This is a genomic window from Rothia sp. LK2492 (assembly GCF_040946345.1).
Lineage (GTDB): Bacteria > Actinomycetota > Actinomycetes > Actinomycetales > Micrococcaceae > Rothia > Rothia endophytica.
In genome coordinates, this window is the sequence record NZ_JAYWLX010000002.1 from 65,138 (window position 1) to 82,924 (window position 17,787).

13 protein-coding genes and 1 riboswitch are annotated in these 17,787 nt (G+C 58.3%); of the genes, 6 read left to right on the forward strand and 7 right to left on the reverse strand.

Features of this window, described 5'->3' with window-relative positions; all coding sequences use genetic code 11:
- Window positions 1-133: 133 nt before the first annotated feature.
- The 4 genes from VVR27_RS02495 to VVR27_RS02510 form a co-directional block, all read right to left on the reverse strand.
- Window positions 134-538: a hypothetical protein gene (locus VVR27_RS02495; RefSeq protein WP_368546934.1), complete on the reverse strand. Its 405-nt coding sequence runs from the start codon at window positions 536-538 to the stop codon at window positions 134-136.
- 180 nt (window positions 539-718) lie between these two features.
- Window positions 719-1,942 (reverse strand): MFS transporter, encoded by a 1,224-nt coding sequence (locus VVR27_RS02500; RefSeq protein ID WP_368546935.1) that lies wholly within the window; start codon window positions 1,940-1,942, stop codon window positions 719-721.
- Between the two features lie 87 nt (window positions 1,943-2,029).
- Window positions 2,030-2,863 carry an HNH endonuclease family protein gene (locus VVR27_RS02505; protein ID WP_368546936.1) on the reverse strand — a complete coding sequence of 278 codons (834 nt, stop codon included), beginning with the start codon at window positions 2,861-2,863 and terminating at the stop codon, window positions 2,030-2,032.
- A gap of 216 nt (window positions 2,864-3,079) precedes the next feature.
- Window positions 3,080-4,519 (reverse strand): TY-Chap domain-containing protein, encoded by a 1,440-nt coding sequence (locus VVR27_RS02510; protein ID WP_346873474.1) that lies wholly within the window; start codon window positions 4,517-4,519, stop codon window positions 3,080-3,082.
- Window positions 4,520-4,669: 150 nt separating this feature from the next.
- Here VVR27_RS02510 and VVR27_RS02515 point away from each other — a divergent pair, with 150 nt between their 5' ends.
- The 3 genes from VVR27_RS02515 to VVR27_RS02525 all read left to right on the forward strand — a co-directional run bounded on the left by VVR27_RS02515 (window position 4,670) and on the right by VVR27_RS02525 (window position 9,012).
- Window positions 4,670-7,000, forward strand: coding sequence for a Tex family protein (locus VVR27_RS02515; RefSeq protein ID WP_368546937.1), 2,331 nt, complete (start codon window positions 4,670-4,672; stop codon window positions 6,998-7,000).
- A 193-nt stretch (window positions 7,001-7,193) separates the two neighbouring features.
- Window positions 7,194-8,060, forward strand: coding sequence for an aldo/keto reductase (locus VVR27_RS02520; protein WP_368546938.1), 867 nt, complete (start codon window positions 7,194-7,196; stop codon window positions 8,058-8,060).
- 118 nt (window positions 8,061-8,178) lie between these two features.
- Complete coding sequence (locus VVR27_RS02525; RefSeq protein WP_368546939.1) at window positions 8,179-9,012, forward strand: aldo/keto reductase; 834 nt, start codon at window positions 8,179-8,181, stop codon at window positions 9,010-9,012.
- 147 nt (window positions 9,013-9,159) lie between these two features.
- Here VVR27_RS02525 and VVR27_RS02530 read toward each other — a convergent pair whose 3' ends face one another.
- Both VVR27_RS02530 and VVR27_RS02535 read right to left on the reverse strand, forming a co-directional pair.
- Window positions 9,160-10,470 carry an MFS transporter gene (locus VVR27_RS02530; protein WP_368546940.1) on the reverse strand — a complete coding sequence of 437 codons (1,311 nt, stop codon included), beginning with the start codon at window positions 10,468-10,470 and terminating at the stop codon, window positions 9,160-9,162.
- Between the two features lie 10 nt (window positions 10,471-10,480).
- Complete coding sequence (locus tag VVR27_RS02535; RefSeq protein ID WP_368546941.1) at window positions 10,481-14,203, reverse strand: SNF2-related protein; 3,723 nt, start codon at window positions 14,201-14,203, stop codon at window positions 10,481-10,483.
- Between the two features lie 239 nt (window positions 14,204-14,442).
- Window positions 14,443-14,570, forward strand: a riboswitch (SAM riboswitch).
- Between the two features lie 35 nt (window positions 14,571-14,605).
- On the opposite strand from VVR27_RS02535, the gene VVR27_RS02540 reads away from it, so the two are divergent.
- Entirely contained in the window at window positions 14,606-14,806 is a 201-nt protein-coding gene (locus VVR27_RS02540; protein WP_251380616.1) for a nuclease PIN, read from the forward strand.
- Window positions 14,803-15,243 (forward strand): plasmid stabilization protein, encoded by a 441-nt coding sequence (locus VVR27_RS02545; RefSeq protein WP_346873468.1) that lies wholly within the window; start codon window positions 14,803-14,805, stop codon window positions 15,241-15,243. The genes VVR27_RS02540 and VVR27_RS02545 overlap by 4 nt, the downstream gene beginning before the upstream one ends.
- 16 nt (window positions 15,244-15,259) lie before the next feature.
- Here the strand turns inward: VVR27_RS02545 and VVR27_RS02550 are convergent, their stop codons facing one another.
- A complete protein-coding gene (locus VVR27_RS02550; protein ID WP_368546942.1) occupies window positions 15,260-16,033 on the reverse strand; it encodes an SDR family NAD(P)-dependent oxidoreductase in 774 nt (257 codons plus the stop codon).
- A gap of 101 nt (window positions 16,034-16,134) precedes the next feature.
- Between VVR27_RS02550 and VVR27_RS02555 the strand changes: the two genes are divergently transcribed.
- Window positions 16,135-17,787: a DUF6350 family protein gene (locus VVR27_RS02555; RefSeq protein ID WP_368546943.1), complete on the forward strand. Its 1,653-nt coding sequence runs from the start codon at window positions 16,135-16,137 to the stop codon at window positions 17,785-17,787.

Genomic DNA, 17,787 nt, shown 5'->3' on the forward strand with positions numbered 1-17,787 from the left:
CTAGACAGAAATGTATCACGAAATAAACAGTAGGCTGTTGATTATGGCTGGTCACACGGTGTTGTTTGCAGGCACAAAAAACCCCGCACCTGCTGCTCTGAGGCAGCTGGTGCGGGGCTTTATGAATATTGAGCTACTTCTTTGATGAGAAAAGCAGGGCTAGGCCAGCGCCGAGCATGATGAAGTCCTTAGCCAGGCCGTTGCCTTCCTGGGTGGGACGGATGCCGTCATTCTGGGTCATTTCATCGTTGCCGAAGTACATGGTCAGCATGCCGGCTGAGAAAACGGTCAGACCCAGGCCAGCCAGCTTAGCGGGGACGACGGGGAGCAGTAGGGCAGCACCCAGTGCGGTTTCGCCGAAGGCAAGTGCCTTACCAAACTGCTGATTTGAGAGCTTTTCAACGGCAGGGACGCCGGTGGCTGCCATGCCCTTGAGGTAGCCGTAGGTGCCCTCGTCCATATTCAGCTTGCCGATGCCGGAGTTGAGGATTAATGGGCCAGAAGTTGCGCGTAGAGCTGCGTTTGAAAGAAGGCTCATGAAAATTCCGTTCTGTTGGTTTATCAGTATGACGAAAACTTTACCGTGAAAACATTTTTCTGTGAAATCCATCAACGGAAGACACAGGTTTCAAGCGGAAACAGTCTTGCTACTCCCAAGCGTAATCACCATTGCTTCTTAGCTGAAGACGGCACGCCAGGGGAAAGAAAGCTCGTATTTTCACCCTGCTTTTTTGCCCAGGGCTAGAGCTGAAAAAAGAGCAGATACCAGTAGCATGCCCGTGCAGGCAAGGGCAGTGCCTGACCAGCCAGCAGCCGTGTAGAGCAAGCCTGTAGCCCACCCCACGAGAGTAGACCCAGTGTAATAAAAAGAGTTGTAGAGGGCAGTTGCCTGGGTTTTTGCATCGAGGGAGAGCAATCCCACCCAACCAGAGGCAATCGCGTGTGCGGCAAAGAAACCGGTGGTGAGAACAGCTAAGCCAAGCACCACCACCGGCAGGGGACCCGCCAGGGTGAGTAGAGTACCTGCCGCCATGAGCAGGCAGGAGGCCAGAAAAACAGGTTTGAGCCCGTGTCTACCAGTCAGCCGTGAGGCCGCCCCCGATGACACCGTGCCAAAAAGATACATCAGGAAGAGGAAGGCGATGAGGGTGGGGGAGAGAAAATAGGGGGGTGCCTGCAGCTTGAAACCGATGTAGTTGTAGATACTGACCAGGGCGCCCATCAGAGCGAAACCAGCAAAGAAGAGAGCTAGCACCTGCATATTGGTCAGCAGGCCTCTCATTTTGTGGAGGAAACCCGGTGCAGAGCCTACCCCGCTAGATTCTGGCGAGGCGCCAGGTGTTCGCTGACGGTCGTGGGAGGCTGGTATGAGCGTGATAAAAAGAACCGCAGCTAGTGCCCCCACCACCGAGACAGCGAACATGGAGAGCCGCCAGCTCATGACCTCAGAGAGAGGGCCAGCAATGATTCTGCCTGCTAGCCCACCAACACTGGTTCCCGAGATATAAAGCCCGGTAGCAGCAGCGCGCACCGAAGGGTGGGCTTCTGACACAATGACGGCGACAGCCAGACCAGCCACCCCACCCAGAAAGGCGCCCTCAACGGTGCGAAGCAGGAGCATGAGCGGGTAGTGACTGACCCAAGGGGTAAGCAACCCGAAACATGTGGCACCCAGTACTGCAACGGTCATGGTACGCACCCGCCCAAAATGGTCAGCCACCGACGCCCAGAGCAGAGTGCAGAGAGCAAGACCGGCGGTGGCACAGGACATGGTTAGCGCTGCTGTATCTGCAGAAACACCCAAATCCTCTGCAATAGCAGGTAGCAAGGGTTGGGGAGAATAGAGCTGGGCAAACGTGGCAAGACCGGCGGCAAACATGGCGATGAGCAGGCGGCGGTACTCACTCGAGCCGCGCCGATAGCCGGCAAACTCCGTGCTCACTGATGCCTCCTTGCTGAGCATTAGGCGGGGCGTCCTTGCCCCCTTCTATCTTTATCACGGGTAAAGACGACGCTCACCGGATTATTATTAGCGGCTAAATTCCGATCGGTAAGCGGGCTGCTCAGGGCAGCTGCTCAGCACGCGAGCCATGGTACGTTTCTCAGTCGAGGTGACAGACAGCCCGTAGGAGGCCTTGACGGATACTTGGCGGGCCACATATTCGCAGCGGTAGCCCGGTTGCGGCAACCAGGCATCCGCGCTCTTATCGGATTTTTCGGTGTTGGGGCGCTGCCCGGTTGCCTGAAGGTTCAGCGGGTCGTTGGCCAGCAGTACCCGCTTCTCATAGCTCCACTGCCAGGCGCCGCTATCCCACGCATTAGAGAGGGCTACAACGTGGTCGATAGGAACCGCTTCACTGGTTTTAGGGCCTCGTTCGAAATGAATGGTTTCGGCGGTGTAGGGGTCAATAATGGTGCCCGCCATGACTCTGCATTCCCCGTTTTTCTCGAGATCCTGCAGATCGCGGGTCAGCACGTCATTGCGCTGGTCACAGCCGTTAGAGTCTATGTCTGCCCAGGGGTCCCCATAAAGACTCCGTTTGTAGGTGCTCTGAGCCGCGGTGTTGCTCACCTCTAAACCGTTCAGCACATCGGAGGCTTTACCGTAGGTCTGCACCCCGGAGCCGGCAAAACCGGTGCTGACCGACTGACCCCTGCTGTGCCGGGTGCCATTTAGGGCATCCTCAACATCCCAGTTATAGGACTGAAGCCAGAGAAGACCAGCGGCAAGAAGCGTCAGAAGTAAACCTACTGCCAGGACGGCGCGTAGCTTGGTAGGGAAGCTGCCGAACACCCGCACAGCGTTTCTAATCTGACGATCAGTAGGGTTAGGTAGTCTGCGATGGGGGCGGCGGGGAGTCATAAGAGTCTATCCTACTGTGCATTAATTGCCGAGGAGTAGCCGAATCGGACCACCTTCGACCCCGACGGCGAGTTTTCCCTAGCGAAGCGAGCTGAAGCGTCGCGCGTGCGAGCTTGTGAGCGCACAAGAGCAATCGCCATCAGTTAAGCGCTAGCGTGCTGGTTTGAGCTTGATGGGTCTGGTGGTGTGGAGATTCGCGGTATTTTGAAGGGTGTTCTAGAAACTGTCGATGGAGACGTAGCCTTCACCGGTGACCGGCACCATGGGGATTGACCCGGTGCTGGGGTTAGCTTCGAGGGCCTGCATATTAGCCGGGTCATCTGACTGGTAGTAGTCCGGCTGGGTGCAGCCCATGCCATAGCGCATGGCGGCGATGATGTCTTGGGCGGCTTCGCCGACGGAGAGGAAGTTTTTGGTCCACCTGCCGTTGCTCAAGGGGTTTTCCCATCCTGCGGCAGCGAGAACCTCATCGGTGATGGTGACATCGATAGACGTGAATTCGCTGGCTGAAGTGAGCTCGCAGAAGTAGCCTGCGGGGGAGCGTAGCACACTGGCGTAGTTGGTGTAATCCCCGGTTGCTGCTACTGCGGGGGAGATGTAATAGAGGTGCAGTGAGAGGCTCCAGGGTAGTTCTTCGAGGCGCTGCTGCATGACCTGGGTGAGGCCGTCCCAGGCTTTTTGGGTCTCTTCTTCGGTGCTAAGTTTTTTGGGCTGGACTATGCCGATGCCCTGGGCTGTGATGTCATCGATGTTAAGGGGTTCGGTGGGGTCAGGGTGAGTGGTGCTCCGCACGGGCAGGGCAGCTGAGCTACTGAGGTTCAAGGCATCATTAATGAGTGCGCGGCCTTCTTGGAGTGCGGTGTGCCATGAGCCGTATTTAGCGCGGATAGCGCCGAGGTGAGGCGCCTTGTAGTGGCGGGTGGTGGACTCCGCCCAGTGGCCGTACAGCATCACGGTGGGTTTGCGGTCGTACCGCACGCAGTAGTTGAGGAACTCGCCTAGGGCGTTGCGGAAAGTGCGGTCGGTGAGGGAGCTTGCTGAAAGCGAGATACCTTGGTCGGCAGCGTCCGGCGGGCAGATACCTGTTTTGAGGAGGGCAACGGACCAAGAACGGTCCCCCACTCGGCTTTCGATGACTGCGCGGGTGGGGGGCCATTCAAGGGTGCCGCCGCTTAACCGTGCTGCCGGGGCGGGCAGGTTTTCAAGCAGATCATCATACTCAGCTTCGTGGAGCTCAGTGTAGGGGTGCTTTGCCAGATACTTCAGGGCGGCACCCAGCTTGCCCATGATGTCAGAAATATCTTCGGGGGTGGATCCCAGTGAGTCGAGCAGACGGGGCAAATCTTGCAGGATGACGGTGTCAAGGTGAACCGCAGCGTATTCAGGATCTGCCTCAAGGTCGTAGGTTATCGCTACTGCGTACCAGAGTGCTGCCGCCATCATTACATTATTGAGCGTTTGTTCCTGGCGCCCGGTAAAAACCCAACGGTCTGAGGCCATTGCGGCCTCGAAGTGTTCACGGTTGATATGGGGGAAGAGAGTAGTGACTCGAGTGTAGACCTCGGCGTGCGTCCACCCCATTGAGACTAGCCCAGAAAATAGGGACTCATAACGGTCGCAAAAAGCCAGATAGTCGGCGTCATTGGTGCTGGTCATTATGGTTCTCCAAGAGCTGTGGGGTAGCACCCTGAACGGATGTCTTCCATAACTTTAGGGTGGCTAGCGCCTGTATGCTACTAGACAGGCTAACTGTTACGACATGTTTTAAAGCTCACCGCTGATCCGCTTAATGAGAAACTAGGAACTATGACGTTAGCAGGCAGCACCCACCGCACAATTGAGCAGACTATTGCAGATGAGCTGGGGATTAAACTTACCCAAGTTCGGGCCGCTGTACAGCTGCTGGATAACGGGTCTACGGTGCCTTTTATCGCTCGTTACCGTAAGGAAGCTACGGACGGCCTGACCGATGTGCAACTCCGTGCTCTGGAGGAGCGACTGCGTTACCTGCGGGAGCTTGAAGAACGCCGCGAAGCTATCGTGCGCACTCTACACGAGCGGGCGCTTTTGACCGATGAACTGGGGGAAGCCCTGGTCGCTGCAACCACAAAAAATGAGCTTGAAGCGCTCTACGCCCCCCACAAAACCAAGCGTAAGACCCTAGCCTTCCTGGCACGGGAAGCTGGCATGGAGTCCCTAGTGGAGGATCTGCTGGAAGTGCCTTTCGCTTCTGCCTACGATATCGCTCAGGCCTATGTTGAGCCAGAGCTGGTCGATGCTGAACCGGGCACCGTGGAGCACGTGGTAGCTAACGCTGACAATGCGCTAGAAGGTGCCCGCGCCATCCTGTTAGAAGCTGCTTCGACCGACGTCGCCCTTGCTACTACCCTGCATCAGCGTTTTACCCGCCGCGGGGTAGTAACTGCCCGGCTCGTGCCCGGCCAGGAGGTGGCAGGGGCCAAATTCAGTGACTACTTTGAATTCAGTGAAGAGATCCGCCGCATCCCCTCTCACCGAGTGCTGGCGCTACTGCGCGCCGAAAAAGAGGGGGCAGTTAAGATCAACATCGACGTGGACGTACTTCCCCCAGCCAAATCCAAACTGACCGGTGCTGCCCGTGAAGCAGCCGAAATCCTGGCAGAAGAATACGACCGCGAACGCAGCTGGTATGAGCGCACCATCGCGGAGTCTCTTGGTATTGGCGCCCAGGTGCTCAACATGGTTTCTGATGAGGAGCGCGTGGTGGGTTGGCTGACAAAGACGGTACGCCTTGCCTGGCGTCAGCGCCTTTTACCGCGTCTGGCCGGGCAGGTGCGTACTGACCTGTTTGAGCAGGGACAGAAGGACGCCATCGGGGTCTTTGCTTCTAACCTGCGAGATTTGCTCTTGGCGGCCCCTGCGGGAGAACGCCCTACCCTGGGCCTGGACCCGGGCTTGCGCACCGGGGTCAAAGTAGCGGTGGTGGATGGCACCGGGCAAGTGCTAGAGACCTGTGCTATTTACCCTCACGTTCCACGCAACCAGTGGGAGGAGGCTCTAGCGCGCCTAGAAGATTTAGTTAAACGCTACGGGGTGCAGTTGATTGCCATTGGTAACGGAACGGCCTCACGAGAAACCGACCGCCTGGCAGCTGATCTACTGAAGCGCCTGACGTCCGCCGGTGTTAGCGGGGTGCAAAAGGTAACGGTCTCTGAGGCGGGCGCCTCGGTTTACTCGGCCTCCGAGCTTGCCTCGGTGGAGCTACCTGACCTGGATGTATCCCTGCGCGGTGCTGTCTCTATTGCCCGCCGCCTGCAGGACCCGCTGGCTGAGCTGGTCAAGATTGACCCCCAGTCCATCGGTGTGGGCCAGTACCAGCACGATGTTTCACCTGCAGCTCTGGGCCGCGCCCTGGACGCCGTGATTGAGGACTGCGTGAACGCCGTGGGTGTGCTAGTTAACAGTGCCTCACCAGCCCTGCTGGCGCGTGTTGCTGGTTTCAACCGAACCATTGCCGAGAACATCGTGGCCTACCGTAATGAGAACGGTCCCTTTGCCAGCCGCCAAGACCTACTCAACGTGCCTCGTCTGGGCCACAAAGCCTTTGAACAGGCAGCCGGCTTCGTGCGCATTATCGGCGGCACCGAACCTCTGGACGCCTCCGGTGTGCACCCCGAAGCCTACCCGGTCGCCCGCGCCATCCTGGTGGACGCCGATGCGTCGGTCGGTGCGGTGGATGAAGCAGCCCTAGCGCAGCTAAACCCCGCCCACTACGTCACCGACACCCTGGGCCTACCCACCGTCACCGACATCTTTGCTGAACTCGCCAAACCCGGCCGCGACCCGCGTCCTGTCTTCAAAACCGCCCAATTTGCCGAAGGCATTGAAAGCATCAGCGACCTAGCCCCCGGAATGATCCTCGAAGGCACCGTCTCTAACGTTGCCGCCTTCGGAGCTTTCGTAGATATCGGGGTACACCAAGATGGCCTGGTACACGTCTCGCAGATGAGCCGCAGCTTTGTCTCTGACCCGCATACCGTGGTCAAATCCGGCGAAGTGGTGCGCGTGCGCGTGGTGGAGGTAGACCCCAAACGCAAACGTATCTCCTTGTCCCTCCTACTAGAAGACAAACCCGCACCGGCCCGCAAGCGCCGCTAAGTTCATCTGAGATTTATCAAAAGTTAGACCCAACCGCTGATTAGCATAGCAAGGGCGAGCTGACCCTCTCGCCCGGTTCGCTTCGCTCACAAGGTGATTCATGCCAGCCCCATGCCAGCTCGCCCTAAGCTGCACTAACCCGCGGTTAGGCCCCACTGCATGTATAGAAGTTCACCGTCGAAAGGAAGACCTCATGACTACTCCGCTGACTCTGCCCCTTAATGATGGAAAGAGCATTCCGCAGCTGGGCTTTGGCACCTGCCGTATTGCTCCCGAAAAGACCGAGGGCGCCGTCCTAGCTGCTCTAGAAGCCGGCTACCGCCATATAGACACCGCTACTATCTACAAGAATGAGGCCGGGGTAGGGGCAGCGCTCGTCGCTTCTGGACTGGCGCGGCAGGACATCTTTTTAACCACCAAACTCTGGAACACTGACCAGGGGCGTGAGACTGCCCTTGAAGCCTGCGAACGCTCGCTGGAGATCGTGGGGCAGGACTACCTCGACCTTTATCTCATTCACTGGGCGCAGCCTGCCCTGGGGCGCTACCGGGAGTCGTGGGAGGCTCTGGTGGAACTGCGTGAGCGCGGGCTGGTGCGTTCTATTGGAGTTTCTAACTTCACTGGCGCTCAGCTAGATGACATCATCGCAGATACCGGTGTGACTCCTGTAGTCAATCAGATTGAGGTGCACCCCTACCTGGCACAGACCCAGGCGGCAGAGGATCATGCGGCGCGCAATATTCTTACGGAGTCCTGGAGCCCGCTGGGTTACGGGTTGGAACTAGGGGACGAAACCCTGGGTGAGCTGGCAGCTGCTCGCGGCGTAGGAGTTGCCGAACTGATGATTGCCTGGCACGTCGCCCGCGGGTTTGTGGTCATTCCCAAGACCGAGACACCCGCGCGCATGGCATCCAACTTCGTTGCCCAGTTCCTCCCGCTCACACCTGCTGAAGTTGAGACCATCAGCGCCCTTGATCGCGGCCACCGCCTGGGTGGCGACCCCGCTGAAGGAGATGTGGGCGCACCCACCTACAGCGACCGGCGTAGCTTTACCGCCTAAGATCCTCCACCTTTTATGACGCAAGGTGACGGCACTGTTTCACTGCTGCCGAAACCCCTGTTCAGCTAATCCGGCACTCGCCTAGGCTGGAGTAAAGAACATTTAGGAAAGGAAATTCATGACTGTTTCACCCAGCCTCACCTTCAACGATGGCAACGAGATTCCCCAGCTGGGCTACGGCGTCTGGCAGGTAGAGAACGAGACTGCTGAAAAGGTTGTTGGCCTGGCACTGGACGCCGGTTACCGCCACATCGATACCGCCAAGATTTACGGCAATGAAGAGGGTACCGGCACGGCGATTGCTAACTCGGGCGTTCCCCGCGAAGACGTCTTCCTGACCACCAAGGTTTGGAACGATGAGCAGGGCTTTGAAGCAGCTAAGGCTGCCGCTGAGGCATCTTTGAAGCGACTGGGCACTGACTACGTTGATCTGCTGCTAATTCACTGGGCCAAGCCTTCGCAGGGTCTCTACGTTGATACCTGGAAGGCTCTGATTGAGCTACAGAAGGAAGGCAAGACGCGTTCCATTGGTGTCTCCAACTTCCCCGAGGAGCAGCTGCGCGAGATTATCGCTGAAACCGGCGTGACCCCCGCTATTCACCAGATTGAACTGCACCCCTACTTCGCTCAGGAGAACCTGCGTGAGGTGCACGCTGAGCTGGGTATCGTTACCCAGGCGTGGAGCCCCCTGGGCAATGGGTCAGACCTACTGTCTAACCCGGTTCTGACTGAGATTGCGCAAAAGCATGACGCTAGCGTCGCCCAGGTAGTTCTTGCATGGCACCGCGCCATCGGCAACGTGGCTATCCCCAAGTCGGTGACCGCCGAGCGTATCGTTGAGAACTTTGAGTCCCTCAAGGTAGAGCTGACCGGTGATGAGGTTAATGCTATTGACGCCCTCTCCCGTGAAGACGGCCGTATTGGCGCTGACCCGGCAACCATCACCTTCTAAACCCACCCGGTTTTGAATTGTAGGTAGCGGCCCGGCACCTGTGTGTGCCGGGCCGTTTTTGTGCGCTGGTTATTAGTCAACGTGCTGCTTATTACCGAGAGTGCGCCTCTCCGCTGTACGTCCGGCAATAAGGTACATGCTCGCACTTTACACAGAGGACATCTGCCGGGTATCGGGCAAGGGCTCTGGGACGTAGCGCCAGAGGGCAGGCTGCACCAGCGTGGCAAGAGCAATCAGCACGATCACCAAGGCACCACCGGCAAGAGCAGTGGCAGCACTACCCACCAGCTCTGCCGACGCACCGACCAGCGCAAAACCCAGGTTGGGCCCTCCGGCAACGGTGATGATGAACAGCCCCTGCAGGCGTCCGCGCAGGGAATCCGGGGCAGCGGTCTGCAAAATGGTGGAGCGGTAGACCCCACCCAGGGCGTCCGCCCAGCCCATAAACGCCAGGGGAAGAGCCGCCAACAGCAGGGGAACCAAAGACTCGGAGACCGAAGAGCTCACCGGCCGCCCCTCGTAGGCAAGAACCACCAGCCCAAAGACCATGAAGCCGCCACCCCATCCGGCGTAGCTGAGCGTTAGAAAACGCCCCTGGCGGGCGATGCCGCCCAAGAAACCTGAGAAGAAGAGACCTAGCAGGGCACCAGTTGGAGCCGCGGCTAGAAGGAAACCGGCCCCTGCCTCACCGCCGCCAAAGGTCAGTGCTGCCAGTGCGGGGACGAGGGGACGTACCTGGGCGAAAAGCATGCCAAGAATGTCCACTAGGAAGGACATACCTACCACTTTGTTGCCCTTCACAAAAGCGAGGCCCTGGGCCACCGAGCGGAAGCCCCGCACTTTGGGTTGGCCGGTTTCTTCGGGGAGCATAGGGGGTAGTTTGTAGAGCGCCCAGAGCCCGACCATGAAGGCAAAGACGTTAATGAGGTAGGTCCACCGATAGCCCACGCTGGCCACCAGTAAACCGCTGAGTAGAGGCCCCAGACTCATCCCTAAGGTGCCTACGCTCATCATGAGGGTATTAGCAGCGGGTAACAGCCTGCGCTTGACCAACCGGGGAATAATAGCCCCGCGGGCTGCCTGGTTGATGGGTTGTAACAGAGACTCACAGGCAATGAGCGCATAGAGAACCCATACCTGCTCCAGCGCCAGCCAGGCCTGCAGAGCGACCAGCATTGCCAGCACCCACATACCGATAGAAGCGGTCAGAGCCACCTTACGTCGGTCATAGCGATCGGCAATGACACCACCGTAGAGCCCGCCGATAATCATGGAAGGCAAAGCAACCAGCCCAGTTAGCCCGACTGCTGCCGGTGAGCCTGTGAGCGCATAGATTTCCAGGGCAATGGCAACCGCTGTGATCTGGTAGCCGACGGTCGAGAACATGCCACCGAGCCAAATCCGCCGGAATTCCGGTGAGGTTTTGAGCGGGGCGGTATCCATAAAGAGCTTGGGCATGAGCTTTAGTCTAGCTAGTGGTCTGTTGCCTGTCAGTAGAATCTTCCGACGCTGACGTGAGCAGGTCGCGCACCTGGGTTGCGGTGAGTTGACCGCTAAAGAACTGACCCTCGTCTACTACAGCATCGAAGAGTGCTGCCTTGGTGTCCTTGAGTTCCATGACTTTCTCTTCAATGGTTCCCGCAGAGACCAGCCGGTAGACCATGACGTTCTTAGTCTGCCCGATGCGGTGCACACGGTCTACCGCCTGCTGTTCAGCGGCAGGGTTCCACCAGGGGTCCATGATGAAACAGTAGTCCGCGCTGGTCAGGTTCAGACCAAAGCCACCTGCCTTGAGGGAAATCAGGAAGATTGGGGCAGAGCCCTGCTCAAAGGCCTCCAAAATTTCCCCGCGGTTGCGAGTGGAACCGTCCAGGTAGAGGTAGGGGATGCCCATATCAGCCAACCGTTCAGCGATCTTTTTCAGGTAGCTGGTGAACTGGCTAAAAATCAGGGCACGGTGCCCGTCGTGAATAATCTCGGGCAAGTTCTCCTGCAGGTAGTCCAACTTGGAGGATTCCACTGCCCCGTACTTTTCAGCATCAATCAGGGATGCATCCAGAGCAAGACGGCGCAGGGTGGTCAGGGACTGGAAGATGGTAAAACGGTTCTTATCCATGTCCTCCAGCAGACCCAGAATCTTTTGGCGCTCGCGCTGCAGGTGAGTGTCGTAGGCCTTGCGGTGGGCAGGGGCCAGAGGGACGTCCACGCGCACATCGGTCTTCTCGGGCAGGTCAGCTGCCACCAGTTCTTTGGTGCGGCGTTTCATGAGCGGACGCACACGGCGGCGGAGTCTGCCCAGCGCCTTGGTCTCCTCCCCGGATTCGATGGGCGTGGCGTAGGTGTCCTTGAAGGCGCGGGCTGAGGGGAAGAGGCCGGGGGCTGAAATAGAGAACATGGACCATAGTTCCATGAGGTTGTTCTCCATGGGCGTGCCGGTGACCGCGATTTTGACGCGGGCAGGGAGGTCGCGGGCTGCTTTGTGGGCTTTGGTCTTGGCGTTCTTCACGAACTGGGCCTCGTCCAAGATGAGCCCGTTCCACTCCGCGTCCGCACCGATATTAAAGTAGCTGTCCTCGTCCAGACGGAAGAGGGCGTAGCTGGTAACCACAACGTCAGCACCGGCAGTGGTGTCGGTCAGCCGCTGCTTGGACTTTCGGGTAGATTCTTCTATGCCCACCACCTTCAGGCTGGGGGCGAAGCGGTGGATTTCCCGCACCCAGTTGGGCACCACAGAGGTCGGCGCAACCACCAGGAAGGGTGGGAAGCTCGCCTGAGTCTCATCGGCGTCCTGTGTAGCTTTTTCTGCCTGCTCGGCTTCCCACACTGACTTGGCCTGTAAAAAGAGGGCGATGGTCTGCATCGTTTTACCCAGACCCATATCATCGGCGAGCACACCACCCAGATACTGTTCCCAGAGAAAGGCAAGCCACTGGTAGCCCTCTACCTGGTAGGGGCGCAACTCGGCAGCAAGGGCAGTGGGTACCTCTGCGGGGGAGTGGTGGTCAAGATCTAGCAGAGCGGCGACCTGCTCGTCCCAGGTAGTAACGGTCTGGGTTTCAGCCGCTAACTCTTCGAGCTCTTCCCAGAGACCTACCTGGTGGCGGCTGATTTCTAGAGGCCCGCTCTTATCGGAAAGCTCCCGCGCTTCACGTAGCAACTCCTGTAATTTCATGAACTCCGGGCGGTCTAAGGCAAAGTATTCGCCGTTGCCCAGTAATAGGTGGGTCTGGCCCTTAGCGAGGGCTGCCAGCACATCGGCGAAAGCAACGTGCCACTCGCCGGCCTTGATAGCGATGCCCAGACCGAACCAGTCACGGCGGCGGGTATCATCTACGGTGACTACGATTTCGGGGGCTTCATCCAGTTCACGGAACTCCGGTACCTGACCCAGTAGTTCCACCTGAACCCCGTCGATATCCCGGTAGGCGGGTAGATAGGTTTCTAGCAGGGTGCGGGTAGACCAACCTTCAAAACGATTCTTGCCAAAAGGAACACCGGGGCGTACTCGCTTCACTTCTTTCAGCACCCGATGCTCATAGGCAGTATCTCGAATATCTGCCCTGTCCTCACCGGGGTAGCCCAGAGCGTCTAGGGTAATGACCTCATCATCGGTGCCTACCGGATGAGCCGGGTAGTCCCAGTGCCAGCGGGTGGCCGCCTCAAATCCCTGGCTACCGGGGGTGAACTCCACGGTTAAGACCAGTTGTGGTGAGCGGACGGCGGGTAGCTGCACTTTTTCGTCGGCGGTAAAGAGGGGAAGGGACCGGGTGAGCTGGGGGTAGAAATCGCTAAAAAAGGTGGGCACATCGGCGGCAGGTACGGTGACTGATTCACCGGACACCAGAGCTTCGGCCACCGGTTCCAGCGGCTCTGCCAGCGGAATCAAAACCAGCTGGGCCTCAGCGTCGAGCCAGGAGGGGCGGTGGTTCTCACCGTCTACCGAGCTGCCTTTACTGGGCACCGCTACTTCATCGACGTGAGCTAGGGCAGAGGGCAGAGCGGACTCCCAACGGGCAGCGGTGGCAGCGTCCACATAATGTTTTTGGGCAGCCCCACTCAGTGCAATAAAACCGCGGCGGGTGACGCCTAGTTTGTGGGTAAGGTTGGCCGGCAGGGTGTAGCCACCCCAGCGCAGAATGGGGGTAAGGCGCAGCGCATCGCTGCTACTGCCGCGTTCAGGTACTGTTTCAAGGCTGAGCTCTACCGCAGGCTCGTCAGCTACCGCTAAACCTGCCTCTTGTCCGTCGAGCAGGATAGGCAAATTCAACTCATCTGCGGACCGCAAGAGCTGCCAGAGCAGAGAGGAATCAACGTTTGAAATGGATGCCCACTCGCGGTGTGAGGAATAGATGGACTGAGAACCGCGAATGACCGCATAGAATTCGGTAAACCAGCTGGCATGCTCGGGGAGTAAGCCCGTGCCGGACGCCCCGGCTGCTGTGCCAGAGAATTTCTCCCAGGTCAGCCCACCCTTAATCCACTTGCCGCGGGCACCCATCATGACCGGGCGGACCTCCAAACTAATCTTGGGGGCACCGTTATTTTTGCTCCAGCCGTACTTACCCGGCACCACCAGCCGTAAATCCAGGGCGCCGGAGACCCCGTGCGTCCTGCTATCAAAGCTCGGCCGGCTAGAGAGAGAATAGGCAAGAGACCTGCGCCAGGCAGGTAACTTGGGCGCTGTCCCATGAGCAGGCGGCACCGTTTCGGTGGGGTCACCAGCCGGGAGCGCCAGCTCGGCTTCCCTCTGAGCCATCTGCTGCCGCAAGTCCGCCACCAGCTTTTGCTTGTCCTCCACCGGGAGAGAAGTTACCTCGTTTTCAGCAGCAGACCGCCAGGTTGAAGAGCTAGCAGTCAGCGCTTTCTTTGCCTTAGCAGACCGGTCAATGGCGGTCAGCATCAGAGCCACCGCATGCTTGCAGTTATGGGACACCGGGCAAGAGCAATACGAGGTGAAAGATGATGACCCGGCCAGCACCTCAGCCGGAAAGATCACGGTCGTCTCATAAGGCGTTGAACCGCTACCAGCCACCTGACCCGTCAGCGTCCGGGCACCCTCATCGTAGGTGTAGCGCACCACCATACCATCGCGCATATACCGCTGACCGCGCGTATAGGCCCCGTGACCCACTTGCCGAATCAAGGCAGGGGCAGTCACGGGAATCTCGGGGAAAGCAGAAGCGGATGACACAGTAACCTCGGTGCGAAATCTAATAAACCGGGGCAAATTCAAAAGCGGCTAATCGTTGAAGCTCCACTTAGTGGGCGGAAACGAGCGCATTCGACTTCTGAATGAACCTAGTCTTCTAGCTTATCGCAGAAGCAAAGGGTGCAGCTGGTGGACAGGTAGCTATCGGTCTTGATTTGCTCAACCAAATGGTGAGAAACCTGTTTACAGGCTGGGCCGGTGTAGGTTACAGTTTTAACCAGCTTCAAGAGTTTCAACTGCTAAGCTCCGACTTTAGTTGAACGCCAACCCCATGTTCACGGGTGGCTCGGATGACGAAGCGGTCTGCATCGCGCATATCGGCGCTGTTTGGTGTAGACAAGAGCACGTTATGAAAGGAACGCGCACCTTACGCGCAAAGGCACCATGTCAAATGCTCGCCCCCACATCTCTGTCCAGAAGAATATCTCTGCTGCATCTGTACCTGCCCGCGGTGGTTTTACCGCGATGAGTATTCAGGACTACACTCGTATTTCGAACGAGCGTAGCGAGTTCCTGAATTTTTTGCTGGCTCCTAACCCGAGCGGCATCCCTGCTACTGAATACGGTGTTCTGAAAGCTGCATGAGCCAGGTAGGTCTTCTTCTTGATTCGGACGTCCTTGCCGAAATCCGCAAGGTAAACCCGCACCCCACTGTGGTGGCATTTTTGCGCCGCAGCTCCTACCGCACCCTCTACATTTCGGTGCTGAGCCTTGGTGAGCTAAAGGGTCTCTACCCCTACCCCGAGACAGACCGCTGGTTGGCTGAGCTCACCGACCGCTTTAACGATCACGTGCTGGACGTGGACGCCCGAGTCTCCCTGGAATGGGCCGGACGGCACGCCGAACCTAAGTTACACGCGGTGGGCTCAGCGGCGTCCACCCCATTGCCAACCGCTGCTCTGGAAGGTCTGATGAGCGCCACAGCGGCGGTACATGAGCTTGAAATTATCTCATCTAAGGCGGAGGTCTACCGCAGCTGGGGCGTGCCCGCTTCAAATCCCTGGCTCGAAGGCGCCTCATGACATCCCTGCTGTTCCTCTAGTAGTTGCGTGTGCGCGCAATCAGCTTGGCCACCGCTGCCCGGGGCAGAATCTTGGTGAGGCTCACCGCAACTTTGTAGGGTACTGAGGGCACGCAGAGCGCTTTGCCCCGGTGACTAGCAGCAGTGGCATCCGCTACTACCCTCTGCGGGGTCAACCAGAGAAAACCAGGTAGAGAAGGGGCTGCTTGCCCCATGGCATCGTGGAATTCTGAGCGGGTGAGACCCGGGCAGACGGCTGTGACGGTGATGCCGCGCGGCGCGTACTGTAGGTTGGCTGACTCTGAGATAGAGACTAAAAACCTTTTGACCGCTGAGTAGGTGCCGCCGGGGGTGAAGGCTGCCACCGAGGCGACGTTAATGATGCGCCCCCTGCCCCTGGGCAGCATGGTAGTGATAGCGGTGTGCATGAGCAGCAACGGAACTTTAGCGAGAACATCCACCTGGGCAAGGTGCTGCTGGGCAGTGGCAGCGTCGAAAGAGCTGCCTAAACCGAAGCCTGCATTGTTGACCAGAATTTCCACCGGAGCTTCATCCTGCTGTAAACGGGCTACCAGGCGCTCTAAATCATCGGGATTGAGCAGGTCAGCGGGAAGCACCTCAACGGTGACACCGCACTCCGCCCGCAGGTTTTCAGCCAGCTCTTGCAGCGGGCCAACCCTGCGAGCTGTCAGTACCAAATGGTAACCGGCGGCGGCGTACTGGCGCGCAAATTCGGCGCCGATGCCAGCTGAGGCACCAGTAATCAGAACGTAGGATGGGTCAATGCTCATAGGTGCACTTTACCTAACATGCTCAACATCATTCGGGGAACTTGCTGTAAAGGCGCCGAGCGCTTGGGTATCAGCAAACGAAACATGACATGATAAAAGCGATGAAAACACCAGCCCGCCCCCCGCGTTCTTTACCCATGCCCCTGTGGTTGCAGGGTGCCGTTGAGCTTGCCCTCGTTGCAGCGCTGAGTTACCTGGCCGTTGTCTTTTTGTTGGCAGCTGTTTGGTATACCAACGGTTTTGATAACAGCACCTTTGCCGGTGCTACCTCGGTAGCCGGCCATACTTGGTTGCTGGTGCACGGTGTTCCACTGGCTATGGACATCCCAACGCAGGGTGCATTCTCGGCGATTTCGGGCACGATGAGTCTTATGCCTCTGGGGCTGACACTGATACCTTTAGCGCTCTGTTACCGTTCGGGTAGGCGTTTGGCGAGGGCCTCCTATGAGGGGCAATTCTGGCAGCCACTACTGGGCGGTATGGGTGCTTACGCGCTGGTTAGCGTAGCTATTAGTGCGCTTTCAACCGGCGACTACTTTGCCACCTCGCCGGTTTTTGCGGCGCTTATTCCCCTGTGGGTAGTGGCGCTGGGTGTCCTAGCCGGTGGTTACGCGGAGTCAGGCTCCTTGGCTGCCATGATTGGTGTGAATGCTGCCGACTGGGTTAAGAAATTTAGCCAGTATTCCCGCTGGGCTGGCTCTTACATTTGGGCAGCGGTACGTGCTGCTCTGGTGAGTGTGCTGGCGCTGGGAGCTGGCGGGGCCCTGCTGTTGGCGCTCACTGTTTTCTGGCACTGGGATGATGTTATCGCCCTCTACCAGACCCTGCGTGCTGGGGCTGTGGGCGGTACTGCTCTGACTCTGTTGCAGCTGGGTCTCATCCCTAATTTTGTTATATACGCCATGGCGTGGAGCTCCGGGGCTGGCTTTGCTCTGGGCACCGGTACATCGATTGATTTGACCGGCACCGACGCTGGTGTGATGCCCGCCCTTCCCATTTTGGGGGCTCTGCCGCACGCGTCCTACCCACTGGGGCTGTTGGCGCTGGTAGTGCCGGTAGCTGCCGGTGCGGTGGGAGGCTGGTGGTTCTTCCGTGAAGGTGAAAATCACCTGGATGAGTGGTTTGCCCTCAAAATTCGTTTCCGTTGGTATTCTTGGCCGCTCTCTACCCTCTGTCTAGCGATCTTTAGCATGGTTCCTACCTTTACGGTTACAGCTCTGCTGGGCTGGATTGCCAACGGTTCTTTGGGCCTGGGGCGCTTTACCGAGATTGGCCCCAACCCCCTGGTGTTTGGGCTGTATGCTGCGGTGCTACTGGCCGCTGGCATCATGCTGGGTCTGGGACTAGCCCACGTGATGGTGCGTGATACCACCGGTGAGCTTGACCGATTCGCAGAGGATGCCGCCAACCCCAAGACTCGTTTTAAGCGCAAGCGCCGGGGTCAGAAGGTAGCAAGTATTGAGGCTGAGACTCCTGAGACTAACGGGGAAGAAGCCACCGGTTCAGTACGAGCTGAAACGGGAGAAAAAACCACTGATGATGCCGCAGAACTAGACTCGGCAGCTGACGCGGTGCCTGAGGCTGAAAGCGTCAGCAGTGAGATTGAGACGGACGCTGAAGAAACTTCGGCTCCCTTACTGCCTGAGGAAGAGGCCGCTGACACGGTAGCTGGTACAGATACCGAGCCTGCCGAAGAGCCTAAGAAAACCTTCCGGCCGGTCATACGCCGCCCTAAGTCCCGGCGTCGGAGCTAG